We start from the raw sequence: 23,257 nt of genomic DNA, 5'->3' as shown, positions 1-23,257 counted from the left end.
CCATGGACGCATTCGGGGAACGGCTGGCCGCCGCGGTGTCGGAGCGGGGGCCATTGTGCCCCGGCATCGACCCTCATCCCGAACTGCTGCGGGCGTGGGGCCTGCCCACCGACGCCGACGGTCTGGCCGCGTTCAGCGACATCTGCGTGACGGCGTTCGCCGGCTTCGCGATGGTCAAGCCGCAGGTGGCGTTCTTCGAGGCCTACGGCTCAGCGGGGTTCGCGGTGCTCGAACGCACCATGGGTGCGCTGCGCGAGTCCGGGGTGCTGGTGCTGGCCGACGCCAAGCGTGGGGACATCGGCTCGACCATGGCCGCCTATGCGGAGGCCTGGGCCGGTGATTCGCCGCTGGCGGCCGACGCGGTGACCGCGTCGCCGTATCTGGGGTTCGGTTCGTTGCAGCCGCTGCTGGACACCGCCGCGGCCAATGGTCGTGGGGTGTTCGTGCTGGCCGCCACCTCCAACCCGGAGGGGGCGAGTGTGCAGCGCGCGATGGCCGGGTCGCGCACCGTGGCCCAGTCCATCGTCGATTCCGTCGCCGAGGTGAATCGGATCGCCGCTGAATCCACCGGATCGGTCGGTGTGGTGGTCGGGGCGACCGTGACGGACTTGCCCGATCTGAGTGCTCTGGGCGGGCCGGTGTTGGTGCCGGGTGTGGGCGCCCAGGGCGGGCGTGCCGACGCGCTGGGTGGGTTCGGCGGGGCCCGATTGGTCCTGCCCGCGGTGTCCCGCGAGGTGCTCCGGGCCGGTCCCGCGGTGGACGATGTGCGCGCGGCCGCCGAGCGCCTGCGTGACGCGGTCGCCTACCTCGCCTGACGGCGGCCGCGGACCCTCAGCGTCCGAACGATGACGAACACGGCACCGATGGCGGCGGCCACCAACAGGGCCAGGCCGGTGAGATCGCCGCGGTCGCGTTCGCGGTAGATCACGGCCTGGTAGTCGGTATCCGCGGAGGCAGGGGCGAAGCCGTAATCGCCCTCGATCGATGCAGGGGAGTCGATCGTGTCGGTCCACCGGGTCAGGTAGTCACCCGCTTCGAAGTACGTATCGAGCTCGCGGATCCCGCTCGATATGCGTCCGGCGAACTGCAGCTCGGGCTCTCGTCCGGAGACCGGCAACGTGGTCGGGTTCATGCGATGGTCGGCCAGCACATACAGGTCGACGGCCAGCGGGAGTTTGGCCGCACGGGACAGGCGCATCGGGTAGACGACGGTGTCGGAGGCGAACGACAACCGCAACGGCTGCAGATTCCCCGTCAGGGTCTGGCCGGCCGCGTCGGGAAACAGCTGAATGGCCACGATTTCCCAACCACCGGCGATGTAGGGCGTGAGGTCGGCCAGGCTCGGCGGCTGCGGAAAACCCTTCTCCGACAACCACGAGGCCAATGCGTGCGGATCGTCAGAGGCCAGCCGGGTGACGTTGAACGGCCCGAGTCGCTGCTGGCTGCGCACCGTGACCCCGTCGGGAGCGGCGGCGCCGACAAGGCCGTCTCCGCGCTGGGAGAACACCGACAACCAACCGAACGATGGCCACCAGGAGTCGCGGTACTCGATACGCGGTGCCGACAGCGTGGCCAATGCACTGAACACGGCCGGTTCGCCGAGCGAGACTTCGGCCTCTGACGGCACCGGCATGATCCAGGCAGCCTTCGACGAGCCGCCTCGCACGTTGAACGACATCAGGATGTCCTCGGTGACACCGTCCCACGCGACGAGTGCGCGCTCGTCAGCGACGCTGGCGCCCGCACGGTCGGGGATGTATGCGCCGCACCCACATGCCCAGGCCGGGGCTGCGACGTTCGCTGTCAATCCGATCAACAGCAGGATGAGTACCGCGCTCGTCGATCGGATCACGGTCATATCGTATGGGGCTGCAAGGCATCGAAGAGACGGAAAAAGCGGGCCGCCCCGGTGGCGGCCCGCCTTTTCGTCAGCACTGCTCGGTTTGCCCGACTGGGCGGCCGTATCCTCCCGACGAGAATTGCTCGGATACAACCAGTTTGGTCAGTGCGTTGCCAGATGCGATGCGGCGCACCGGGTCACAGCGGGATCCAGATGCCGAAGAACCAGAAGCCCCATCCGTTGAAGTCCGGGTTGAACAGCGGTGTCACCCACCTGCCGTTGTAGTTGAACGGCTGGTGGTCGAACCGGCCCTGGTCCATCCCACGCCAGGACAGATCTGGGGGCGGTGGGCCCCAGTTCCCGCCGCGGTCATCAGGTCCGCCGTGGTCGCCCTGCCAGCCTGGTCCGCCGGGCCCGCCGTGGTCGCCTGGTCCGCCCGGTCGATCGGGGCCACCGGGGCCACCCGGGCCGCCAGGATGACCGGGCCCACCGGGCCCACCGGGCCCACCAGGGCCACCCGGGCCGCCCGGTCCTCCCGGGCCCTGGCAGTTGCCGAAGTTGCACGGCGGCCCGGGTTGGGCCGCCGCGAGCCCGGCCCCGGCGCTCAGGGTGGCGGTTCCGAGGACCACCGCCAGGGCAGAAGCGCAGGTCAGACGCTTGATGTTCATGTCCAGCTTCCCTTCACGGGCGTCGGATACCCGATCATCGGAGGCTATTTAGCCAAGCTGTGTAATCGCTATGCGGCAACTAGGCGGGGGTTAGGCGTCGTCCATACGCCGTCGTTTGACGTGCGCGTCACCCGTTCCGACACGCCCGACACGCCGTGACCAGCGAAAACTTTTTTTACCCACCGGTAATCCCGGGTTTTGGGGGCACCGCCGAGGGGGCGGGGCATCTTCGGACTTAGCTGGCGGGTCCACGAAAACCATTGACTTGCAGGATTATCCGGCCGCCGGGGCCGCCTCGATCGATGCTGAGCCGCGATCTCGGCGAAAAACCGGCGGCCGGCAGAGCGCACTACACGCTGGGCTTTTAGCGCCGTAACCAGGGGGTGGGGTTAGCGTTCGTCAGCCTGCGTGGGTACGGTCGTCGTCGCTGGCTGGTTTGCACTCCAGCCGTACAAAACAAGTGATGGCCGAAGAGAAATCGCCAGGAGACGGAGGAAACCGTGGCCCTTCCCCAGTTGACCGACGAACAGCGCGCGGCAGCGTTGGAGAAGGCTGCTGCCGCACGTCGAGCGCGAGCCGAGCTCAAGGATCGACTCAAGCGTGGCGGCACCAACCTCAAGCAGGTGCTCACCGACGCCGAGACCGATGAGGTCTTGGGCAAGATGAAGGTCTCCGCGCTGCTGGAGGCCCTGCCCAAGGTCGGCAAGGTCAAGGCGCAGGAAATCATGACCGAGCTGGAGATCGCCCCGACCCGCCGTCTGCGCGGCCTCGGTGATCGTCAGCGCAAGGCCCTCCTGGAGAAGTTCGACCAGTAGAGACGCCCGCATTGAGCGCTGGTAGAGGGGCCGGGCAACACACATCGACGGCTCCGGTCGTCGTGTTGTCCGGTCCCTCCGCCGTCGGGAAGTCCACCGTGGTCCGCTGTCTGCGGGACCGGCTTCCCGACTTGTATTTCTCCGTCTCGGTCACGACCAGGGCACCGCGGCCGGGCGAAGTCGACGGAGTCGACTACACATTCGTGTCCAAAGAGCAGTTTCAGCAGCTGATTGATGCCGGTGAGCTGCTGGAATGGGCTGAAATCCACGGCGGTTTGCAGCGCTCGGGGACGCCGGCACAGCCGGTGCGGGATGCCACCCGGGCCGGACGCCCGGTGCTGATCGAGGTCGATCTGGCCGGGGCGCGCGCCGTCAAGAAGGCCATGCCCGAGGCGGTATCGGTGTTCCTGGCACCGCCGAGCTGGGACGAACTGGTCAACCGTTTGTCCGGCCGCGGCACCGAGACGCCCGAGGTGATGGCCAGGCGATTGGAGACGGCGCGGGCCGAAATGGCCGCGAAATCCGACTTTGACCAGGTTGTCGTGAACCGCCAGTTGGATACCGCATGCGCTGAATTGGTATCCTTGCTGGTGGACAGCCGATGACTCATCGTGCCGGGACCGACGCGATCGGATCCGCGAGCCACCAGCACGCTGTTCAGTAACCGCATTCACGCAACCGCCAGGAGACTTTTTCGTGAGCACCCCGCACGCCGATGCGCAGCTGGCCGCTGCGGACGACATCGATTCGTCCGCCGCCAGCGCCTACGACACGCCGCTGGGCATCACCAACCCGCCCATCGACGAGTTGCTGGACCGCGCGTCGAGCAAGTACGCGTTGGTGATCTACGCCGCCAAGCGGGCGCGTCAGATCAACGATTACTACAACCAGCTCGGCGACGGCATTCTTGAGTATGTCGGCCCTCTGGTCGAGCCCGGTCTGCAGGAGAAGCCGCTGTCGATCGCGATGCGGGAGATCCACGAGGACCTGCTCGAGCACACCGAGGGCGGCGAGTAGCCAGGCCAGGGCCGGAGACGTGAGCGCGGGTAAGCGAATCGTCGTCGGTGTGGCCGGCGGCATTGCCGCCTACAAGGCGTGCACCCTGGTCCGTCAACTCACCGAGGCGGGCCACTCGGTACGCGTGCTGCCCACCGAGTCGGCTCTGCGCTTCGTCGGAGCCGCCACGTTTGAAGCCCTGTCGGGCAATCCCGTGCACACCGGTGTGTTCACCGACGTGCACGAGGTTCCGCACGTCCGCATCGGCCAGGAGGCCGATCTTGTCGTCGTCGCACCCGCCACCGCCGACCTGCTGGCGCGTGCCGTGGCAGGCCGCGCCGACGACCTCTTGACCGCCACGCTGCTCACGGCGCGATGTCCGGTGCTGTTCGCGCCCGCGATGCATACCGAGATGTGGTTTCACCCGGCCACCGTCGACAACGTGGCCACCTTGCGCCGTCGGGGCGCGGTGGTGCTCGAACCGGCGTCCGGCCGGCTCACAGGGGCCGACAGCGGTGCGGGACGGCTCCCCGAGGCCGAAGAGATCGCCACCTTTGCCCAGCTGTTGCTGGAGCGGGGCGACGCCCTGCCCTATGACCTGGCCGGCGTCAAGGCGCTGGTGACCGCCGGCGGGACCCGTGAACCCATCGATCCGGTGCGGTTCATCGGCAACCGCAGCTCGGGCAAGCAGGGATACGCCGTGGCCCGGGTCCTGGCCCAGCGCGGCGCCGACGTGACGCTTGTCGCGGGTAACACCGCCGGTCTGGTCGACCCGGCCGGCGTCGACGTCGTACACATCGGTTCTGCCGCCCAGTTGCGAGACGCGGTGTCCAAGTACGCCCCCGAGGCCAACGTTCTCGTGATGGCCGCGGCCGTCGCCGACTTCCGGCCCGCACAGGTGGCCACCAGCAAGATCAAGAAGGGCAGCGCCTCCGAGCCCAATTCCATCGACCTCGTCCGCAACGATGACGTGCTCGCCGGAGCAGTGCGAGCCCGGACCGAGGGACAGTTGCCGAACATGCGGGCCATCGTCGGCTTCGCCGCCGAGACCGGCGATGCCAATGGCGACGTGCTGTTCCACGCCAGAGCCAAACTCCAGCGCAAGGGATGCGATCTGCTGGTGGTGAACGCAGTGGGGGAGAACCGTGCGTTCGAGGTGGACAACAACGACGGTTGGTTGCTGAGCGCGGACGGCGCCGAGGCCGCACTCGAGCACGGTTCGAAGACGCTGATGGCCACCCGTATCGTGGACGCGATCGGGGCGTTCCTGGGCAAGCACGACGGGTGACGCGACGTACGCATCAATGTGCGGATAAGGGTTGCGCATCGGCGTCCCACGCGCTTGGGTGCAACAGGGCATAGATATTATTCGCCTAACTAAGTAGTTTTGAGACTGAAAACTTTTTCAGATCGGCAAGGAAGGAAGCGGACCGTGAGCGAAGGTCGCCTGTTTACCAGTGAGTCGGTAACCGAAGGGCACCCCGACAAGATCTGTGATGCGATCAGCGACTCGGTGCTCGACGCGCTGCTGGAGCAGGACCCCAAGTCGCGGGTCGCGGTGGAAACGCTGGTGACCACCGGCCAGGTGCACGTCGCCGGCGAGGTCACCACCTCTGCCTACGCCGACATCCCGAAGATCGTGCGTGACCGCATCCTGGAGATCGGTTACGACTCGTCCACCAAGGGCTTCGACGGCGCGTCGTGCGGTGTGAACATCGCCATCGGCGCGCAGTCGCCTGACATCGCCCAGGGTGTGGACACCGCCCACGAGGCACGCGTCGAAGGAGCCGGCGATCCGCTGGACGCCCAGGGCGCCGGTGACCAGGGCCTGATGTTCGGATACGCCATCGGCGACACCCCCGAGCTGATGCCGCTGCCCATCGCACTGGCCCACCGGCTGTCGCGGCGGCTGACCGAGGTCCGCAAGAACGGCGTGCTCGACTACCTGCGCCCGGACGGCAAGACCCAGGTCACCATCGCCTACGACGGCAAGACCCCGGTGCGCCTGGACACCGTGGTGCTGTCCACGCAGCATGCCGACGGCATCGACCTGGACGGCCAGCTCACCCCGGACATCCGGGAGAAGGTCGTCAACACCGTGCTGGCCGACCTCAACCACGAGACGCTGGACACCTCCGATTTCCGCCTGCTGGTCAACCCGACCGGCAAATTCGTGCTCGGCGGGCCGATGGGTGACGCCGGTCTGACCGGCCGCAAGATCATCGTCGACACCTACGGCGGCTGGGCCCGCCACGGCGGCGGCGCCTTCTCCGGCAAGGATCCGTCAAAGGTGGACCGTTCCGCCGCGTACGCGATGCGCTGGGTGGCCAAGAACGTCGTCGCTGCCGGCCTGGCGGAGCGCGTCGAGGTCCAGGTGGCCTACGCGATCGGCAAAGCTGCCCCGGTCGGTCTGTTCGTCGAGACGTTCGGCACCGAGACCGTCGACCCGGCCCGCATCGAGAAGGCCATCAGCAGCGTGTTCGATCTGCGCCCCGGCGCGATCATCCGCGACCTGGACCTGCTGCGGCCGATCTACGCCCAGACGGCGGCCTACGGCCACTTCGGGCGCACCGACATCGAACTGCCCTGGGAGCAGCTCAACAAGGTGGAGGACCTGAAGGCCTCGGTCTAGCAATTCCTGCCAACAGCCCCCGATCGCTGATCGGGGGCTGTTGTGTTTCCCGGGCAGCGTCGCCGGCGGGGTTGATCAGGTGCGGTAGTTCTCGACGACGCGGCCGGCGAGTGCACGTGCGCGCTCCAGGCCGGCATCGGTGCCGAACAGCTCGCGACGGGTATTGCCCGCACACAGGTAGGCATCGACCCGGAAGGCGTCCTCGGCAGGATCGGCTGAACCCGCCGCGGAGAACTCGTTTTCCAGCAGGTTCAGCCACTCCTGCTTGAGATTTCGCACCGCTTCGGCCACGGGGCCGGTGCGATGCCCGAACTCGACCGATGTCGCCGATACGAAGCAGCCGCCGGGGAACACCTCGGCGCGCAGGTATGCCAACCACGAGTCGAGAAGGGCATCGAGTCGCGCGGCTCCGGGTGGACAGCTCAGCGCCGGACGGATGACGACGTCGATGTAGACCTGGCGCGCTTCAGCCACTGCGGCCAGCTGGATCGCCTCCCGGTTGTCGAAGACCGTGAGGATTCCGCTTTTGCTCACCCCGGTCGAGGTGGACAGGCCACCCACGGTGATCCCGTCCAGGCCGTGGGTGGTGGCGATGTCTGCAGCGGTACGCGCGACCAGCCGACGGGTGGCATCGCCACGCGCCCTCCGCCCGTCCGCTGCGGGCAAAACGGTCATCAGTTCACAGTAGCCACACTCTGGACGTCGGGCGCCCGAGTCGCGTACGGTCAGCATTGACCAATATGCGACCGATCGGTCGCATAGATCGGAGGACCGATGACCGCCAGCTTCAAGGCGCTACTGGAGCGCCAGATCGGCATCGAGGCAACGCCTTCCGTGGTCTGGGAGATCATCCGTGACGTCCGACGCATGTCACAGTGGAGCCCGCAGGTGATATCGGTGAAGCTGCGCGAATCCGACGATGACGTCGGGCTCGGTTCCACGTTCACCAACCTCAACCGGCAGGGTGAGCTTGAGTGGGTCACGCACGGCGAGGTGGTGCGGTACGAGGCAGAGAAAGAGATCGCCTTCCGGATCGCCGAGAACTACGCGATCTGGTCGTTCTCGATCAGTGCTGACGGTGCCGCTGTCACGGTGCTCACGCAACGGCGCGAGACCCCCGACGGAATATCGCAACTTTCGCTCGACCTGACCGAGTCGCACCTCGGTGGACAGCGGGCCTTCACCGAACTGCTGGAAGCCGGAATGGAGCAGACCCTCGCCGCCATCAAGGCATGCGCCGAGTCTGGAACGGCTACGAGGTGAACGCGTAGTCGTCGAGGTCGAAAGTCCGGCTGCGCCAGTAGGCTTCGACTGTGGTGGCGGGCCTCAGCGGCACGTCACCGTTGCGGTCGAAGTAGTAGCTGTTGGCCAGGTTGCAACTGTCCTGCCAGAAGATCTGGCGGTGACGCTTGCGCATCATCTCGGCGAAATACCGATCGTTGGCCTCCTTGCGCACCTCGACGCGGCTGGCCTGGTTCTTGTCCGCCTGCGCGATACACCGCACCAGATGCCGGGTTTGGGCCTCGATCAATGCGAAGTACGACGACCCGACGTAGCCGTACGGGCCCATCACCGAGAAGAAGTTGGCGAAGCCGGGGACGCTGACTCCTTCGTAGGCCTGCATCCGGTGCTGCATCCAGAACTCGCTGAGTGACTGTCCGCCCGACCCCACGATCTCGAAGGGCAACGCATCCACATCCATCACCTTGAAGCCGGTGGCGAGGATGAGCACGTCGACGTCGTGGCTCTCCCCGTCAGTCGTCGCGACACCGGATCCGGTGATCTTGTCGATCGGCTCGGTGACCAGTCGCACGTTGTCCCGGTTGAAGGTGGCCAGATAGCTGTTGTGGAAGCCGGGTCGTTTACATCCCACCGCATACCGCGGTGTGAGTTTGTCGCGTACCTCGGGATCACGCACCTGTTGGCGCAGATAGGCCCGCCCGGCCGCGCCGGCCCGCTTGGCGAAGGGGTTGATGGTGAAGTACTGCGCGGCCAGCGGGAAGGTGAATTCCACGTACGCCTGGCTGATCAGCCGGTGCAGCGTCCGGCCGCCGGGCAGCCGCATCAGCCCGCGCGCGACCGGTGGGATCGGCACGTCGAACTTGGGGAAGCACCAGATAGGCGTCCGTTGAAAGACGGTGAGCTGCTTGACCGTCGGGGCGATCTCGGGAATCACCTGGACCGCAGAGGCGCCGGTGCCGATGATCGCCACCCGTTTGCCGGTGAGATCCTGGTTGTGGTCCCAGCGGGCGGTGTGCACGGTGGTCCCGGCGAAGGAGTCCACGCCGTCGATCTCCGGCAGCTTCGGGATGGTCAGCACGCCGCTGGCGTTGACCAGGAATCGCGCCGTGAGTATCTCGCCCGACTCTAGTTCAGCCCGCCACAGGTTCTCGTCGTCGTCGAAGACTGCACGTGCGACGGTGGCGTTGAACCGAATCCGGGGCCGCAGGCCGTATTTGTCGACGCAGGTGTCGGCGTAGGCGCGCAACTCGTTCCCGGGGGCGTAGGTGCGGGACCAATCCTGCGACTGTTCGAACGAAAACTGGTAGGAGAACGACGGGATATCCACGGCCACACCGGGATAGGTGTTCCAGAACCAGGTCCCGCCGGCGCCGTCCCCGGCCTCCAGGATCTGGTAGTCGTGCAGGCCGGCCTTGTCCAGCGCGATGGCCGAGCCGATGCCGGAGAATCCGGCGCCGATGATGAGCGTGTGAAAGTCGGGCATCAAGCCACCTCTCGGCTGCGTCCGATCATGTGGACGCCGTATTTGGGTCGCAATGTCAACGTAGCCTCCATCTCCACCGAGTGGCCAGGATCGACATCGAAAACGAACCTCTGGCTCATGATCGCGGCGATCAACACCATCTCCATCAGGGCGAAACTCTGGCCGATGCAGATCCGGCGCCCGCCGCCGAACGGCAGGTAGGCCGAGCGCGGCCGGCTCTTGGCGGCGTCACCGAGAAATCGATTGGGGTCAAAGGTGTCCGGATCGGGCCACCATCGTTTGTCGTGGTGGATCTGATGAATCGGGATGATGACCGTCGTGCCCGGACGAATATGGTGGCCGTCGATTTCATCGGGCTCGACCGCCTCGCGCGCGATGATCCATACCGCGGAGTGACAACGCTGCGACTCCTGTAGACACGCAGTGGTCCACGGCATCCGGGTCAGATCGCCTGCCGTCGGACGGCCCGCTCCCAGCACGGAATCCACCTCGGCTAGCATCCGGTCCCGGGCGTCGGGGTGGCGTGCCATCAGGTACCAGAACCACGACATCGCGTTGGCCGTTGTCTCGTGCCCCGCGAGCATGAACGTCAGCGCTTCGTCGCGGACCCGCTGCCGCGGCCAGGTTCCATTGTCCGCGCGGAACAACACGTTGAGCAGGTCGGCCGATTCGGTGGGGTGGGACAGACGTTCGTCGAGCACGGCGTTCACCGCGGTATCCAGGGCCAGGGCGATGCGCTGGCCTTCGCGCAGCGGAGGCGGCAGCGGGATCCCGGAATACGTGCTCGCCGCCATGGCGTCGTACACCGGGCGAGGGAGCAGGCCCAGCAGGCCCAGCCGGGCCAGCTTCTCGGTGCGCCTGAGCCCGCGTGTGGTGAGGTCTCGCATGCTGTGCACGATCGGTCCGAAATCCTGACTGAACAGGGCGTTGGAGACGACCCGCAGAGTGGTTTCCACCATGGCGGCATGCATGTCGAACCGGACACCGTCACCGCCCTCGGCGAGCTCGTCGGTGGCTCGCGCGATCGGGGCGATCATCAGGTCGACGATGTCGTTGAGATGACGACGCGCGAATGTCGGGTTCAGGGCCGCCCGGTGGTAGGCCCAGGAGTCGCCCTCGTCGGTCAGCAGGTTTATCCCCGCCGCGGCACGGATCGGCTCGTACTCGTTCGATTTGACGTAGCGAAGGCGTGCTTGATGCAGCACGTGGTCGATGTAGTCAGGATGTGCGATCGATACGAAACGTCTTCCTGCGCAGCGGTATCGGGTGATGTCCCGGCCCTGTGTCCGGGTCAGAAAGCCGCTGTCGGTGCTGAATCCGACCGTGATCGCCTCGCGGGTCATGGTCCACGTGCTCAGTCGTGCCGCCGGTGCCGCCATGAATCCAGCGTATGAATGACATGGGGAGCGGGGAATGGGACTATCGGACACAGAGTTGGGATTTTGGGACAGCGGGTGGGGAGCCAATGGTCAGGTCAGGATCGATCTCGCGGTCGACGTGGTCGGCCGATGTCTGCCATCCGATCCACGCCACCCGCGTGCTGTGCGAGGTGGCGGTCGAGCGCGGGGTCCCGGCGGCGCACGTCCTGGCCGGCACCGGCATCACGCCGGCAGACCTCGATGATCCCGACTGTGTGATCAGCGCACATGACGAGATCCTGGCGGTCCGTCACCTGCAGGCTAGGCTGCCCGACGCGCCCGGACTGGGGGTCGATGTCGGTGGCAGGTCGGCGCTGACACACATGGGCCTGTTCGGGTTCGCGGTCATGTCGTGTGCCACGTTGCGCGAATTGTTCAGCATCGGGATGCGTTACTTCGCCCTGACCACGCTGCAGATCGATCTTCAATTGTTCGAGGGCGTCGACGAGTGCGTAATGGAACTCAACGTGGGGCACCTACCCGGCGACGTCCAACGCTTCTTCATCGAACGTGATGTCGCCGGAATTGTTGCCACGACAGCAAGTTTCGCCGCGCCGGTGGTGGCCCAGTACGCCGACCGCATATTCGCCGAGGTGTCTATCGACGAGCACGTACTGCAGCCGTTGCTTGCCCTGATGCCGCTCCCGGACGTGGCGTTCGGCCGGGCCCATTCCCGATTGCACTTCCCTCGCGCCATGCTGGACGAGCCCCTGCCGCAAGCCGATCCGTACACCCTCGATCTGTGTATCGCCCAGTGTGACGTGCTGATGCAGCGCTACGAGCAGCGCCGTGGGATCACTGCAGTGGTGCGCAGCAAGCTGTTTCGCGACCCCGGCCGGATTCCGGCACTGCCAGAGATCGCCGCGGAACTCGGTGTCCATCCGCGAACCTTGCGACGTCGCCTGGCCGCCGAGGGAACCACGTTCCGGGCACTGGTCAACGAGGCCCGGTCAGCGCTCGCAGTCGATCTGCTGTGCAGCGTCGGGCTGACGGTCGAGGAGGTTTCGCGCCGACTCGGCTACAGCGAGACCTCGACGTTCTGCCATGCGTTCAAACGCTGGCACGGCGTGCCGCCCAGTGCGTTTCACGCGGTGGCACACGTGTGAATCTGACTCGGAGTGGACAGGCTCCACTGATCGGAGCTCATATCCGCGTACCGTCTACGGCGTGCAACTTGTCGACCGCTGGTAGAGCCCATTCCGATCATCTGATCTCGACCCAGGACGGCTCCGGTCCAAGGGCGGCGTTGAACTCCGCGATCTGCGCCGGAGTCGTATATGTGACGTCCAGATTCTCGCTCTCCCACGAGGTATAGAAGCGTTCCGGGCGTTCGGGTGGGGCAAAGACGGGTGCCAACTGTTCGATCAGCCCGTCGGGCAAATACTTGGCGTACACGGTGAAGGACAGCGAGTGTCGGGCGGTGCCCATCTCGAACTCGATGACAGCATTGGGTGTCGGGTCCAAGTTGGGGCGCTGATGGTCGTCCATCGTTTCGAATCTGATCTGACGCAACGGCCCGGTATATCCGCTGATGCGGGCGAACTCCCGCACGATTGCGAATGCGTCGTCGTCGTAGAACTCCACCTGGTTGGTAAAGAATGCCAGGTGGCGAAGTGGTGGGTCCCGTCCGTCGCCCAGCATCTCCAGAACCTTCATCACGGAGTAGACGCCCATCTCTTCGAACACGTCAGTGTGTTCAGCGCACTCGACGACCTCGTCATCGGATACTTCGCCGGGGTCGAGAATCCCGGCGGCTTCCAGCAGGGCGAACGTGGACAGCAGTTGTTCCTGAAGTTCAGGTGCAAGTGGGTGCCGCCACCGGGGCGGCTCCGGTCGGTTCGGGTCGGGTGGCGAGTAGGGCGGTTCGTCATCGCGGGCCTCGAGAAACTCCTTGTAGGCCTGCCGTAGGCACCCAAGACCAAACGCAAGAATCCCCCACGCCATCAGTTGGTTCGGCATGGGGGTATTTGGGATCGACCACAGCCCCAGCCATCCCATGCCGAGGCCGCACCCCAAATAGAGCAGTGGTCCAATCCAGCGTGTCCGGTACAGCACCCGATCGAAGAGGCCCGTCCGCCGTGAGTTCACCCGACCACGCTCACGTTGCCGCGGAATGGTTGATGTCAGTGATGAGCAGGGGATTGGTCTCGGCCATCTTCTCGAGTACCTGGAGCGTGCCCGCCACGCCGTTGTCCAGCGCTTGTGCGGCGGTGACCGTGTCGTCGGTAACTCCGACGAGCTGTACGAATCGCAGGCGGCCCACGCGGGTATCGACCTGGGGGAGTTGAGTGTCTTCGACGAACATGATTGCGGTCAGGTCGGTTTGGGGCTCCCCCAGCGTGATCGGGCCACCGACCTTGATGCGGTGACCGACGTCCAGCGCATCCGTCCCGCTGAAAACCAGGTCACCCAGCCGTTGGAGGAGAAGCAGCGACCAGGTGGGGACTTGTGCCGCCAGCGGTTGGGTGAGATCGATGTCGGCGGCGACCCGGAAGGTCCACTCAAAGTCTGCCCAGGTGTCGTCCTCGTCGGGCGATGGGTCGGACGAGAATACGTTGGAGAAGCCATAGGTGACCAGATGCCAGTGAGGTTGTGAGGCAGTGGTATTCGGGTAGGCGGTGATTCCCCAAATGCCTTGGCCGGGCAGACGTGCATCGGTGCGGCCGCAATGAGGTGCGACATCGCCCAGCCCTGGGTACAGCCGCGCGAAGGCGGTATCGATTGCGTCCCATCCGGGCGCCGAATCTTCAGACATGGGGTCCGGCGTCACCTTGCGGCGGTCGAAACGTTGTCCGAGCGGTTTGGACGGCAGTATGCCGAAGACCAATCCGACGTACGGCAGCAACGTGAGCAGGCTCATCCATCCGGACAGGTTGGCGTCGTGGAGTCTGCGGACCAACAACGCCCAATTTGGAATCGCGCCCCCGAGTAGGACGATGCCGGCGAGTACCAGCGCCAGGCCCCCGAGTGTGCCGTTATCTCCCGCGGCCGCGACGAAAAATCCGCAGAGGAGGAGGGCCAAGGCGTATGCGAGAGCGCCCCACCAGTATTCGCTGCGTGAAGCGCGGCCGGAGAAACGGGCGTAGCTGCGGAGGTAGCGCGACACTGCCTGGCCGAATGTGGCTCCGTACAGCGGCAGCGTGAGGTCTCGTGGGTCGGTGGCTCCGAGCGGTTCGGACGGATGTTGCGCTTCGGTGGAGGATTCCTCGCTGCGGGTCATTGGTTCCTCTGGTCGATATTTGGTTGTGCGCGGAACTGTCTGGTTCCGCCGTCCCGTCCACTGACGGCTGAGATCACAGCGGACGCTAGCACCGTTGCGCCAAGCAATGTATGCAATGTTCTGCTTTGTCCGCGAACAACCCGACACGGCGTCGCAGTCGTTCGATTGAACGCTCGCGGCCGCGTTCCGTTTCACTCTTCGACGTCTTCATCGACACCGTTGCCCGTGGCCCGGTCAGCTGCAAGCTCATCCTCACGCTGGCCGACCCCACCGACCGCACCCGCAACTTCGACCCACGCGTGCTGCCCGGCGGACTGGCAGTCTCCGACGGTCCGCTGTCGGCCGCCCAGTCGCCGGTCGTGTTGGTCGGGGCGCTGCACCTTCCGGCGATCGCCCCGCACAACATCACCCTCTACGCGGCCTTCACCGCACACATCGGCGCGGTCTCGTTCCACACCCTTGCGCTACGCGACGGGATCCTCCGTCGAATGTCGTTGTGACCCAGCAGAAACGGTCAGTCGTGAAGGGCTGCCCGTAGCGCGACCATTGCCCGGTCGAACGATTCGGTGGCTGCCGGGACCACGCCGACGTAGCCGAGGTAGCCGTGCACCAAAGTCTCGGCGTGGTCCAACTGCACGGGAACGCCTGCAGCAGACAACATCTCGGCGTAACGGATGCCGTCGTCACGCAACGGGTCGTGCCCGGCCACCGCGACATAGGCCGGTGCGAGTCCGGACAGGTCCGCCGCGCGGGCCGGCACCAGCGTCGCCGGCGGGTCCGACAGATCCACGTGCCCGGCGTACCAGCGGGAGAACCCGGTGACGGCATCGAGTCCCAGGATCGGTGCCTCGGCGTTCTCGGTGAACGACGGCAGGCTGGTGTCCCAGGTGGTGGCCGGGTACCAGAGCAGCTGGAAGCGCAGCCCCGGAACGCCGGCGTCACGCGTCAGCTGCGCCACGACGGCGCTGAGGTTGCCACCCGCCGAATCGCCGGCCACGGCCATCCGGCCGGCGTCGACGCCCAGTTCTGCGGCGTTGGCGGCCACCCACTGCGTCGCCGCCCACACGTCGTCCACTGCGGCGGGGTAGGGGTGCTCGGGAGCCAGCCGGTACTCCACCGACACCACGACGGCGTCGGCGGCGGCGGCGTGCTGGCGGGCGGTGCCGTCGTAACTGTCCAGGTCGCCCAGTGCCCAGCCGCCGCCGTGGATGAACACCACGACCGGCAGTGTCGTGCCGTCGGCGGTCGGCGGCCGGTACACCCGAACCGGGATCGGGCCGGCCGGACCGGGGATCTCACGGTCCTCGGTCTTCACGTCGGGATGGACCGGCAACCGCGGAATCTCACTGAACTGGCGGCGGGCCTCCTCGACACCGATGTCGGTCGACAGTTGGAACGGCACTGCCTCCAGTACCTTCTGCAGGATGGCATCGACAGCTGGTTTCTCGTCAGCAACGGACATTCCGCAACCGTACGCACACCGCGTCACGGTGTGGCTGTGGGTGGTGGCTGCGGTCGTCGCGGCCGGTTACGGGGTGTTCCTGATCGTCACGGCGACGCGGTTGCCGACGGGAGCCGACCTGACGGGTCAATTCACCCTCCAACCTGCGGTGAAGGCGCTGGCAGCGGTCCTGCTGGCCGCGGCGGCGTGCGCCCATCCGATCGTTCGGGAAAGGCGCTGGCTCGTGGGTGCGCTGGTGTTCTCCGCACTCGGCGACTTCCTGTTGGCGATCCCGTGGTGGGAACCATCCTTCGTGCTGGGGCTGGGTGCCTTCCTGGTCGCGCACCTGTGCTTCCTCGGCGCACTGGTGCCGCTGGCGCGGCGTTCCACCCCGCGGCTGATCGCCGTGGCAGTCACCGTCCTCGCCTGCGTGGCGCTGCTGACCTGGTTCTGGCCCCGGCTCGTCGAACAGGGGATGGCGGTCCCGGTGGTCGCCTACATCGCGGTGCTGGGGGCGATGGTGTGCACGGCGCTGCTGGCCCGGCTGTCTACGCCCTGGACCGCGCTCGGAGCGGTGTGTTTCGCGGTGTCCGACGCGATGATCGGCATCAGCCAGTTCGTGCGTGGCGACCAACTGCTCGCCGTCCCGATCTGGTTCGGCTACGCAGCGTCACTGGTGCTGATCACGGCGGGTCTGTTCTTCGGGCGCTCGGCACAACCTCCTGCTAAACCTGCACAGTGACGATCACCCGCCGCGCCGCCGACCACGAGCCCATCGCGCGGGTGCTTCCACTGCTCACGGTGCCGCACCTGGACCGCGAGTTCGACTATCTGGTGTCGGAGGAACAGTCCGACGACGCCCAGCCCGGTGTGCGGGTCCGGGTGCGGTTCAACGGCAGGCTGGTCGACGCTTACCTCCTGGAACGACGCTCCGACACCGACCACACCGGAAAGCTCGGCTGGCTCGATCGGGTGGTCTCGCCGGAGCCGGTGCTCACCCCCGAGGTCCGGCGGCTCGTAGACGCCGTCGCCGCCCGCTACGCCGGCACCCGTGCGGACGTACTGCGCCTGGCGGTGCCGCCGCGCCACGCCAGGGTCGAGAAGCAGGCCACGGAGGAACCGGAACCCGTCACGGCCGGCCCCGTGGACACCAGCGCCTGGGCCCGCTACAGCCGCGGTGAACAGTTCCTGATCGCGGTCGGTGAGGGTCGGGCGGCCCGCGCGGCATGGCAGGCACTGCCCGGCGAGAACTGGGCGCTGAGGCTGGCTGAGGCGGCCGCGGTGGCGGTGAACGCCGGGCTGGGTGTGGTGGCCGTCGTACCCGACCAGCGCGATGTGGATGCGCTGTATGTCGCAGCGACCCAACAGGTATCGGCATCACGGGTGGTGGCGTTGTCGGCCGGGTTGGGCCCCTCGGCCCGGTACCGCCGCTGGCTTGCGGCGTTGCGGGGACACGCTCAGGTGGTGATCGGCACCCGCAGTGCGGTGTTCGCCCCCGTTGCCAACCTCGGCTTGCTCCTGGTGTGGGACGACGGCGACGACAACCTCGCCGAGCCGCGCGCGCCCTATCCGCACGCTCGCGAGGTCGCCATGCTGCGCGCCCACCAGCTGCGCTGTGCCGCGATCATCGGTGGCTATGCGCGCACCGCCGAGGCGCAGGCCCTGGTGCGGACCAGATGGGCCCACGATGTGGTGGCGGCTCGGCCGGTGGTGCGGGCCGCCGCACCGCGAGTCGTCGCCTTGGAGGACAGCGGATACGCCCAGGAACGCGATCCGGCCGCCCACAGCGCGCGGCTACCGTCCATGGCGTTGCAGGCTGCCCGCTCGGCGTTGCAGGCGCAGCATCCGGTGCTCATCCAGGTTCCGCGGCGCGGGTACGTGCCCGCGCTGGCCTGTGCACGGTGCCGCGCGGTGACGCGCTGTCGGCACTGCACCGGCCCGCTGGCCCTGCCGGACCGGGGGAGTGCGGCTGCCGAATGTCGGTGGTGCGGTCGGGCCGAGCCCGCATTGCGTTGTGTGCGTTGCGGTTCGGACGCGGTGCGGGCGGTCGTGGTCGGGGCCCGGCGCACAGCCGAAGAGCTGGGCCGGGCGTTTCCCGGTACGTCGGTGATCACCTCTGGCGGCGACGCCGTGGTCGATGCGGTGAAGGCCGGCCCGGCCTTGGTGGTCAGCACTCCCGGCGCCGAACCCGTGGCCGACGGCGGTTACGGCGCGGCCCTGTTGCTCGACGCGTGGGCACTGCTGGGCCGGCAGGATCTGCGGGCCGCCGAGGACACGATGCGCCGGTGGATGGCCGCGGCGGCCCTGGTGCGGCCGCGCACCGAAGGCGGTGTGGTGGCCGTGGTCGCCGAGTCCGCGATCGCCACCGTGCAGGCGCTGATCCGTTGGGATCCGGTCGGGCATGCCGATGCCGAGCTCGACGGCCGCGGTGAGGTGGGACTGCCGCCTGCGGTGCATATGGCGGCCATCGACGGGACGACGACGGCGGTCGAGGCGCTGCTGGACACTGCCCACCTGCCCGACACCGCGGAAGTCCTCGGGCCGGTCGAACTGCCGCCCGGCGCCCGGCGCCCACCCGGCCTGGATCCCGACGCGGAGGTGAGCCGGATGCTGGTCCGGGTGCCGCGTGACGGTGGTCTGGAATTGGCGGCCGCGCTGCGCCGGGCCACCGCGGTGCTCAGCGCGCGCAAGGATCAGCAACCATGTCGTATCCAAATCGACCCGCTCCACATCGGATAGGGCGGATACTTCACCCGTTATCGGTGAGTGCCGAATCAGGAGGCTGCGATGCGCCGGGTGTGGTCGTGGTTGTTCGCGTTGGGGCTCATCGCCTTTGGTCTGCTGTGGCCGCTCGTGTTCACGGGTGGATCGGCATCGGGCCCCGGCCCGGCCGACCCGGTGGTGATCACCGATTACCGTGCGGATTTCACCGTCGACGCCGACGGTCGGATGACTGCGGTAGAGACCATCACCGGGGATTTTCCCGGCGGGCGGCACGGCATCTTCCGGTACTGGGATGTGGCCAACCAGAACAACTCCCGGCTGCGGCAGATACCCGAGATCACCTCGATCACGATGGACGGCTCATCGGTTCCGTATGAACTGTTGTGGGAAACCGGTAAACGGTTCCGGGTCGCCAAGATCGGTGACCCCGGCTCGACGCTGAACTGGGGCAGCCACGTTTTCGAGATCCGGTACACGATCGACGGTGTCCTCGACCCGGGAAGCAACGGCGCTCACCGTCAGTTCGCCTCGAACAGCGGCAACCCCGACGCGCAGTCGGCGTTCTACTGGAATGTCGTCGCGCCGGCCTGGAACAACGCGATCGAGCGGGCCGACATCTCGGTCACCCTGCCGGCGGAGGTGACCGGTGCCGGTTGCAGCGTCGGATTGGGCGTCGGCAGCGCATGCACGGACCTGCGCACCGACGGCAAAACCGTGTGGTTGGCGGCGACCAATCTCGAGCCCCACACACCGGTGACGCTGCGCGCCGGCGTCGACATCGCCGCTCCGGCGCAGGTGAGCCTGCCGTGGCCGTACACCTGGGACCGGATCCTCGGTCGGTCGGTGACGACATTGGCGTGGGTCGCTCTGGTGGCCGTCGGGATGGGCCTGCTCGCCTACTTCTGGACGCGCACCACTGTCGAACCGCCGCCGGGATTCCCGGTGCAGTACGCGCCGCCCGAAGGGCTCGGCCCGGTGCAGACCGAGTACATCCGCACCGAGACCATCCCCAAGAACGGGCTCAGCGCGACGCTGTTCCACCTCGCCGAGCGTGGGCTCGTCGAGCTGCGGCAGGTCAGTGACAAGCATTGGAAGATCAAGGGCCTGGCCAAGCCGGCCGAGTGGTCCGGAGTGGATCCGGTCGGCATCGACGTGGGCGCAGCACTCAAGGTGATGTCGGTGGGTGCCGAGTTCTCCGCCAAGAACACCGCGGCTTCGGGGAAGAAGCTCAGCAAGGCCAAGGCCGACATGGCCGTTGCCGTGCGGAAGTGGGCGCTCGACGGCGGATTCATGGTCAGGCGTCGTAAGGAATTGTGGATCCGCGTCGCCAATGTGGTGGCGTTCTTCGCGGCCCTGGCCGGTTTCTTCCTCTTGTTCGGCATCACATTGTGGGGGTTGCCCTTCGCGGTGTTCTTCCTGTGCTCGCTGCGCGGCTGGTCCGGCGGCGTGGGTACCCGGCGGACTCCTGCCGGTCGGGAACTGTGGTCGCGCGCAGAGGGCTTTCATCGCCTGCTGTCCACTGATTCGGCGGAGTCCAGGTTCGATTTCGCCGCGCGCAAGGACCTGTACCTGGCCTACATCCCGTTCGCGGTGGCCGGCGGGGCCGCCGCGATGTGGGCGAAGAAGTATCAGGACACCATGGGGGCTCCTGCACCCCAACCCAATTGGTATGACTCGTCGTCATCGTCATCGGACTGCAGCCACGGTTTTGCCGGCGGGCCCGGCGGCGCGGATTTCGACAGTTTCGAGTCGGCACTGTCATCATCGATCGGGGCGTACACCGCCTCGCAGTCATCGTCGTCTTCTTCGTCGAGCGGCGGATCATCGTCGTCTGGTGGAGGCGGCGGCGGTGGTGGTGGAGGGGGAGGAGGCGGCTCGTGGTGAGACTGCTGTTGGTCGTGGTGCTGGCGCTCGCGGTGGCGGTGTTGGTGGGCTTCGTCGTGGGCTACAACAAGCTGCGCGCGGCGGACGTGCGCGTCGCCGAGGCGCTCGGCGGCATCGATGTTGAGCTGACCCGCCGGGCCGCTCTGATTCCGGCGCTGGTTCAGGCCGTCGCGACGTTCGCGTCGCACGAGACGGCGGTTCTCGGCCGGGTCAGTGGCGCCCAGGCCGCGCTGGCCTCGGCGACCGGTGGCGCCTCGGTGGTTCAGCGCAGCGCTGCCGAGCGTGATCTGGACAAGGCGCTGACCGGTGTGCTGGCACTGGGATCGTCCTACCCGCAACTCAATTCGTCGGCCAACTTCCTGAACCTGCAGGAGAACCTGGCCGACACGGAGAACAAGCTGGCGTTCGCCCGGCAGTACTACAACGACGCCGTGGCGACCCTCAACCGGCTGGTCGGGACGATCCCGTGGGTGTACCTGGCGCCGCTGGCCGGCGTCTCCGAGCGGGAGTACTACCGGCCGCCGCATTAGGGAAGCAGCACTCCGAATCCCTAAACTGGTCGGGTGCGTCTTGTCTTTGCCGGAACCCCAGAGCCCGCCCTCCCGTCGTTGCAGCGGCTGATCGACTCGCCCCGCCACGATGTGGTCGCGGTGCTGACGCGGCCCGACGCCGCCGCCGGGCGCCGCGGGAAACCTGCCCCGTCACCCGTCGCGAAGCTGGCGCTCGAGCACGACATACCGGTCCTGCGACCGGCGAAGCCCAACTCCGACGAGTTCGTCGCCGAGCTGTCCGAGCTGGCGCCGGACTGCTGTGCGGTGGTCGCCTACGGTGCGCTGCTGAGCGAGCGCCTGCTGGCGGTGCCGCAGCACGGCTGGATCAATCTGCACTTCTCGTTGCTGCCGGCGTGGCGCGGGGCCGCTCCGGTGCAGGCCTCCCTGGCGGCGGGTGAAGAGGTGACCGGAGCGACGACGTTCCTGATCGAGCCGGCCCTCGATTCCGGTCCGGTCTACGGAGTGGTGACCGAGCGGGTCCGCGACACCGACACGGCGGGCGATCTACTTGGGCGACTTGCTGATTCGGGTGCCGCATTGCTGGAGTCCACTCTGGACGGCATCGCCGAGGGAGCACTGACCGCGGTGCCGCAACCGGCCGACGGAGTCAGCCTGGCACCCAAGATCACCGTGGAGTCGGCCCGGGTGCGCTGGGACCTGCCGGCCCACGTCATCGACCGCCGGATCCGAGCCGTCACCCCGAATCCCGGTGCCTGGACGATGATCGGGGACCTGCGGGTAAAGGTCGGGCCGGTCACGCTGGAGCCGTCGGAAGATTCGTTGGACCCCGGTGAGATCCGCGTCGAACGCAACGCGGTGCTGGTCGGTACCAGCTCGCAACCCGTCCGGCTCGGGCAGATCCAGCCGCCCGGAAAGAAACTCATGAACGCTGCCGACTGGGCCCGCGGCGCGCGGCTCGACGAATCGGTGCGCGCCTCATGAACAACAGGCCGAACCGTCCCAACGGTTCGCCGCAACGCAACCGCCAGCACCGGCGCACCCCGTTGGATCCCGCTCGCCGGGCCGCCTTCGATGTGCTGCGCGCGGTGTCGGAGCGCGATTCCTACGCCAACCTGGCACTGCCCGCGCTGCTGCGGGAGCGGGGGATCGAGGGCCGCGACGCAGCCTTCGCCACCGAGCTGACCTACGGCGCCTGTCGCACCCGGGGACTGCTCGACGCCGTCATTGAGGCGGCCGCCGGACGCCCGCCCGAGCGGATCGATCCCGTGCTGCTCGACCTGTTGCGCCTGGGCACTTACCAACTGTTGCGGACGCGCGTCGAGCCGCACGCCGCGGTGTCCACCACCGTCGAACAGGCCGGCATCGAATTCGACACGGCCCGAGCAGGTTTCGTCAACGGTGTGCTCCGGACCATCTCGCGTAGTACGGAACAGGAATGGATGGAGCAGCTCGCGCCGCCGGCATCCACCGATCCGGTCGGACACGCCGCATTCCTGCACGCTCACCCGCGGTGGATCGCCCAGGCTTTCACCGACGCGCTGGGCGCCAGGGCGGGGGAGCTCGACGCCCTGCTGGCCAGTGACGACGAGCGACCCGTGGTGCACCTGGCGGCGCGGCCCACGGCGATGACGGCGGCCGAACTGGCGGAACAAGCGGACGGCACCGTCGGCCGCTACTCGCCGTATGCCGTCTATCTGCCGGGCGGTGATCCCGGACAGTTGGCGGCGGTGCGCGACGGCGCGGCCCAGGTGCAGGACGAAGGCAGCCAACTGGTGGCCCGCGCCCTGACCCTGGCCGAGCTCGACGGCCCGGACAACGGGCGCTGGCTGGACCTGTGTGCCGGCCCCGGCGGCAAGACCGCTTTGCTGGCCGCGATCGGTGCGGCCTCGGGGGCCCGGGTCACCGCGGTCGAACCTGCCCCGCGCCGCGCCGACCTGGTCGAGGAGAACACCCGGGGGCTCGACGTCGACGTGCGCCGCGTGGACGGGCGGGAATCGGGTCTCGAACCAGGATTCGACCGCGTTCTCGTCGACGCCCCCTGCACCGGGCTGGGTGCGCTGCGCCGACGCCCCGAGGCGCGGTGGCGCCGTCAGCCCGGCGACGTCCCCGGACTGGCGAAACTGCAGCGTGAACTGCTGGCTGCGGCCATCGCCCTGACCCGCCCCGGCGGCGTTGTCCTCTACGCGACCTGTTCGCCGCACCTTGCCGAAACGGTCGGCGTGGTGGCCGACGCGGTGCGGCGGTATCCGGTGACTCAACTGGACACCCGGGAGTTGTTTGCCCCGGCCGACGACCTCGGTGACGGACCGCACGTCCAGCTGTGGCCGCATCGGCACGGGACCGATGCGATGTTCGCTGCCGCCCTGAAAGTAGGCTGATCGC

At 67.4% G+C, this 23,257-nt stretch carries 22 protein-coding genes and 1 pseudogene; 15 read left to right on the top strand and 8 right to left on the bottom strand.

Annotated elements, in window-relative coordinates; all coding sequences use genetic code 11:
* The first annotated feature begins 2 nt into the window (after positions 1 to 2).
* A complete protein-coding gene (gene pyrF / locus AB0876_RS12490) occupies positions 3 to 815 on the top strand; it encodes an orotidine-5'-phosphate decarboxylase (RefSeq protein ID WP_526042113.1) in 813 nt (270 codons plus the stop codon).
* On the opposite strand, the gene AB0876_RS12485 is transcribed toward pyrF, so the two are convergent.
* Together AB0876_RS12485 and AB0876_RS12480 are read right to left on the bottom strand one after the other, a co-directional pair.
* A complete protein-coding gene (locus tag AB0876_RS12485) occupies positions 803 to 1,858 on the bottom strand; it encodes a DUF2330 domain-containing protein (RefSeq protein WP_526042112.1) in 1,056 nt (351 codons plus the stop codon). The genes pyrF and AB0876_RS12485 overlap by 13 nt on opposite strands.
* 179 nt (positions 1,859 to 2,037) lie before the next feature.
* The gene (locus AB0876_RS12480) at positions 2,038 to 2,508 is read right to left on the bottom strand and encodes a hypothetical protein (protein ID WP_526042111.1); all 471 of its coding nucleotides are present in this window, start codon (positions 2,506 to 2,508) and stop codon (positions 2,038 to 2,040) included.
* Between the two features lie 500 nt (positions 2,509 to 3,008).
* Between AB0876_RS12480 and mihF the strand changes: the two genes are divergently transcribed.
* The 5 genes from mihF (at position 3,009) to metK (ending at position 6,951) form a co-directional block, all read left to right on the top strand.
* Positions 3,009 to 3,323 carry an integration host factor, actinobacterial type gene (gene mihF, locus AB0876_RS12475; protein WP_003880790.1) on the top strand — a complete coding sequence of 105 codons (315 nt, stop codon included), beginning with the start codon at positions 3,009 to 3,011 and terminating at the stop codon, positions 3,321 to 3,323.
* 11 nt (positions 3,324 to 3,334) lie between these two features.
* Entirely contained in the window at positions 3,335 to 3,928 is a 594-nt protein-coding gene (gmk, locus tag AB0876_RS12470) for a guanylate kinase (protein WP_526042110.1), read from the top strand.
* Between the two features lie 91 nt (positions 3,929 to 4,019).
* Positions 4,020 to 4,340 (top strand): DNA-directed RNA polymerase subunit omega, encoded by a 321-nt coding sequence (gene rpoZ / locus AB0876_RS12465; RefSeq protein ID WP_044518192.1) that lies wholly within the window; start codon positions 4,020 to 4,022, stop codon positions 4,338 to 4,340.
* 19 nt (positions 4,341 to 4,359) lie between these two features.
* Positions 4,360 to 5,607, top strand: coding sequence for a bifunctional phosphopantothenoylcysteine decarboxylase/phosphopantothenate--cysteine ligase CoaBC (gene coaBC / locus AB0876_RS12460; RefSeq protein WP_064960482.1), 1,248 nt, complete (start codon positions 4,360 to 4,362; stop codon positions 5,605 to 5,607).
* Between the two features lie 144 nt (positions 5,608 to 5,751).
* A complete protein-coding gene (gene metK, locus AB0876_RS12455) occupies positions 5,752 to 6,951 on the top strand; it encodes a methionine adenosyltransferase (RefSeq protein WP_491839033.1) in 1,200 nt (399 codons plus the stop codon).
* 75 nt (positions 6,952 to 7,026) lie between these two features.
* Here metK and AB0876_RS12450 read toward each other — a convergent pair whose 3' ends face one another.
* Positions 7,027 to 7,626 carry a TetR/AcrR family transcriptional regulator gene (locus AB0876_RS12450; RefSeq protein WP_491839034.1) on the bottom strand — a complete coding sequence of 200 codons (600 nt, stop codon included), beginning with the start codon at positions 7,624 to 7,626 and terminating at the stop codon, positions 7,027 to 7,029.
* A 99-nt stretch (positions 7,627 to 7,725) separates the two neighbouring features.
* Here AB0876_RS12450 and AB0876_RS12445 point away from each other — a divergent pair, with 99 nt between their 5' ends.
* Positions 7,726 to 8,214 (top strand): SRPBCC family protein, encoded by a 489-nt coding sequence (locus AB0876_RS12445; RefSeq protein ID WP_526042109.1) that lies wholly within the window; start codon positions 7,726 to 7,728, stop codon positions 8,212 to 8,214.
* Here the strand turns inward: AB0876_RS12445 and AB0876_RS12440 are convergent.
* Both AB0876_RS12440 and AB0876_RS12435 read right to left on the bottom strand, forming a co-directional pair.
* Positions 8,204 to 9,676, bottom strand: a complete 1,473-nt coding sequence (locus AB0876_RS12440; protein WP_526042108.1) for a flavin-containing monooxygenase — start codon at positions 9,674 to 9,676, stop codon at positions 8,204 to 8,206. The genes AB0876_RS12445 and AB0876_RS12440 overlap by 11 nt on opposite strands.
* Positions 9,676 to 11,055, bottom strand: a complete 1,380-nt coding sequence (locus tag AB0876_RS12435; protein ID WP_526042107.1) for a cytochrome P450 — start codon at positions 11,053 to 11,055, stop codon at positions 9,676 to 9,678. The genes AB0876_RS12440 and AB0876_RS12435 overlap by 1 nt, the downstream gene beginning before the upstream one ends.
* An 86-nt stretch (positions 11,056 to 11,141) precedes the next feature.
* Here AB0876_RS12435 and AB0876_RS12430 point away from each other — a divergent pair, with 86 nt between their 5' ends.
* Complete coding sequence (locus AB0876_RS12430) at positions 11,142 to 12,200, top strand: helix-turn-helix transcriptional regulator (RefSeq protein ID WP_526042106.1); 1,059 nt, start codon at positions 11,142 to 11,144, stop codon at positions 12,198 to 12,200.
* A 97-nt stretch (positions 12,201 to 12,297) separates the two neighbouring features.
* Here AB0876_RS12430 and AB0876_RS12425 read toward each other — a convergent pair whose 3' ends face one another.
* Complete coding sequence (locus AB0876_RS12425) at positions 12,298 to 13,053, bottom strand: hypothetical protein (RefSeq protein ID WP_491839039.1); 756 nt, start codon at positions 13,051 to 13,053, stop codon at positions 12,298 to 12,300.
* Between the two features lie 139 nt (positions 13,054 to 13,192).
* Positions 13,193 to 14,314: a DUF805 domain-containing protein gene (locus tag AB0876_RS12420; protein ID WP_526042105.1), complete on the bottom strand. Its 1,122-nt coding sequence runs from the start codon at positions 14,312 to 14,314 to the stop codon at positions 13,193 to 13,195.
* A 335-nt stretch (positions 14,315 to 14,649) separates the two neighbouring features.
* Here AB0876_RS12420 and AB0876_RS12415 point away from each other — a divergent pair.
* Positions 14,650 to 14,814: pseudogene (locus tag AB0876_RS12415) on the top strand (cytochrome b); the annotation flags it as partial.
* Positions 14,815 to 14,828: 14 nt separating this feature from the next.
* On the opposite strand, the gene AB0876_RS12410 reads toward AB0876_RS12415, so the two are convergent.
* Positions 14,829 to 15,776: an alpha/beta hydrolase gene (locus tag AB0876_RS12410; protein ID WP_526042104.1), complete on the bottom strand. Its 948-nt coding sequence runs from the start codon at positions 15,774 to 15,776 to the stop codon at positions 14,829 to 14,831.
* Between AB0876_RS12410 and AB0876_RS12405 the strand changes: the two genes are divergently transcribed.
* The 6 genes from AB0876_RS12405 to AB0876_RS12380 are packed head-to-tail and all read left to right on the top strand — an operon-like array spanning position 15,739 to position 23,253.
* Entirely contained in the window at positions 15,739 to 16,497 is a 759-nt protein-coding gene (locus AB0876_RS12405; protein WP_526042103.1) for a lysoplasmalogenase family protein, read from the top strand. The genes AB0876_RS12410 and AB0876_RS12405 overlap by 38 nt on opposite strands.
* Positions 16,494 to 18,494, top strand: a complete 2,001-nt coding sequence (locus tag AB0876_RS12400) for a primosomal protein N' (protein WP_526042102.1) — start codon at positions 16,494 to 16,496, stop codon at positions 18,492 to 18,494. The genes AB0876_RS12405 and AB0876_RS12400 overlap by 4 nt, the downstream gene beginning before the upstream one ends.
* A gap of 48 nt (positions 18,495 to 18,542) precedes the next feature.
* Positions 18,543 to 20,363 carry a DUF2207 family protein gene (locus AB0876_RS12395; protein ID WP_526042101.1) on the top strand — a complete coding sequence of 607 codons (1,821 nt, stop codon included), beginning with the start codon at positions 18,543 to 18,545 and terminating at the stop codon, positions 20,361 to 20,363.
* On the top strand, positions 20,357 to 20,893 hold the full coding sequence (locus AB0876_RS12390; protein WP_526042100.1) for a LemA family protein: 537 nt from the start codon (positions 20,357 to 20,359) through the stop codon (positions 20,891 to 20,893). Before AB0876_RS12395 ends, AB0876_RS12390 begins: the two co-directional genes overlap by 7 nt.
* 33 nt (positions 20,894 to 20,926) lie before the next feature.
* A complete protein-coding gene (gene fmt, locus AB0876_RS12385) occupies positions 20,927 to 21,856 on the top strand; it encodes a methionyl-tRNA formyltransferase (RefSeq protein WP_526042099.1) in 930 nt (309 codons plus the stop codon).
* The gene (locus AB0876_RS12380; protein ID WP_526042098.1) at positions 21,853 to 23,253 is read left to right on the top strand and encodes a transcription antitermination factor NusB; all 1,401 of its coding nucleotides are present in this window, start codon (positions 21,853 to 21,855) and stop codon (positions 23,251 to 23,253) included. Before fmt ends, AB0876_RS12380 begins: the two co-directional genes overlap by 4 nt.
* Positions 23,254 to 23,257: the final 4 nt, after the last annotated feature.

This window comes from Mycobacterium sp. NPDC049093, assembly GCF_040704635.1.
Classification (GTDB): domain Bacteria; phylum Actinomycetota; class Actinomycetes; order Mycobacteriales; family Mycobacteriaceae; genus Mycobacterium.
This window is presented reverse-complemented; position numbering and strand designations above follow the sequence as displayed.

What these genes read in the sequence shown, in the direction of transcription:
- pyrF (WP_526042113.1), top strand. Translation starts at nt 3, where the DNA reads ATGGACGCATTCGGGGAACGGCTGGCCGCCGCGGTGTCGGAGCGGGGG.
- AB0876_RS12485 (WP_526042112.1), bottom strand. Translation starts at nt 1,858, where the DNA reads ATGACCGTGATCCGATCGACGAGCGCGGTACTCATCCTGCTGTTGATC.
- AB0876_RS12480 (WP_526042111.1), bottom strand. Translation starts at nt 2,508, where the DNA reads ATGAACATCAAGCGTCTGACCTGCGCTTCTGCCCTGGCGGTGGTCCTC.
- AB0876_RS12450 (WP_491839034.1), bottom strand. Translation starts at nt 7,626, where the DNA reads ATGACCGTTTTGCCCGCAGCGGACGGGCGGAGGGCGCGTGGCGATGCC.
- AB0876_RS12445 (WP_526042109.1), top strand. Translation starts at nt 7,726, where the DNA reads ATGACCGCCAGCTTCAAGGCGCTACTGGAGCGCCAGATCGGCATCGAG.
- AB0876_RS12440 (WP_526042108.1), bottom strand. Translation starts at nt 9,676, where the DNA reads ATGCCCGACTTTCACACGCTCATCATCGGCGCCGGATTCTCCGGCATC.
- AB0876_RS12435 (WP_526042107.1), bottom strand. Translation starts at nt 11,055, where the DNA reads ATGGCGGCACCGGCGGCACGACTGAGCACGTGGACCATGACCCGCGAG.
- AB0876_RS12430 (WP_526042106.1), top strand. Translation starts at nt 11,142, where the DNA reads ATGGTCAGGTCAGGATCGATCTCGCGGTCGACGTGGTCGGCCGATGTC.
- AB0876_RS12425 (WP_491839039.1), bottom strand. Translation starts at nt 13,053, where the DNA reads ATGCCGAACCAACTGATGGCGTGGGGGATTCTTGCGTTTGGTCTTGGG.
- AB0876_RS12420 (WP_526042105.1), bottom strand. Translation starts at nt 14,314, where the DNA reads ATGACCCGCAGCGAGGAATCCTCCACCGAAGCGCAACATCCGTCCGAA.
- AB0876_RS12405 (WP_526042103.1), top strand. Translation starts at nt 15,739, where the DNA reads ATGGCATCGACAGCTGGTTTCTCGTCAGCAACGGACATTCCGCAACCG.
- AB0876_RS12410 (WP_526042104.1), bottom strand. Translation starts at nt 15,776, where the DNA reads ATGTCCGTTGCTGACGAGAAACCAGCTGTCGATGCCATCCTGCAGAAG.
- AB0876_RS12395 (WP_526042101.1), top strand. Translation starts at nt 18,543, where the DNA reads ATGCGCCGGGTGTGGTCGTGGTTGTTCGCGTTGGGGCTCATCGCCTTT.
- AB0876_RS12380 (WP_526042098.1), top strand. Translation starts at nt 21,853, where the DNA reads ATGAACAACAGGCCGAACCGTCCCAACGGTTCGCCGCAACGCAACCGC.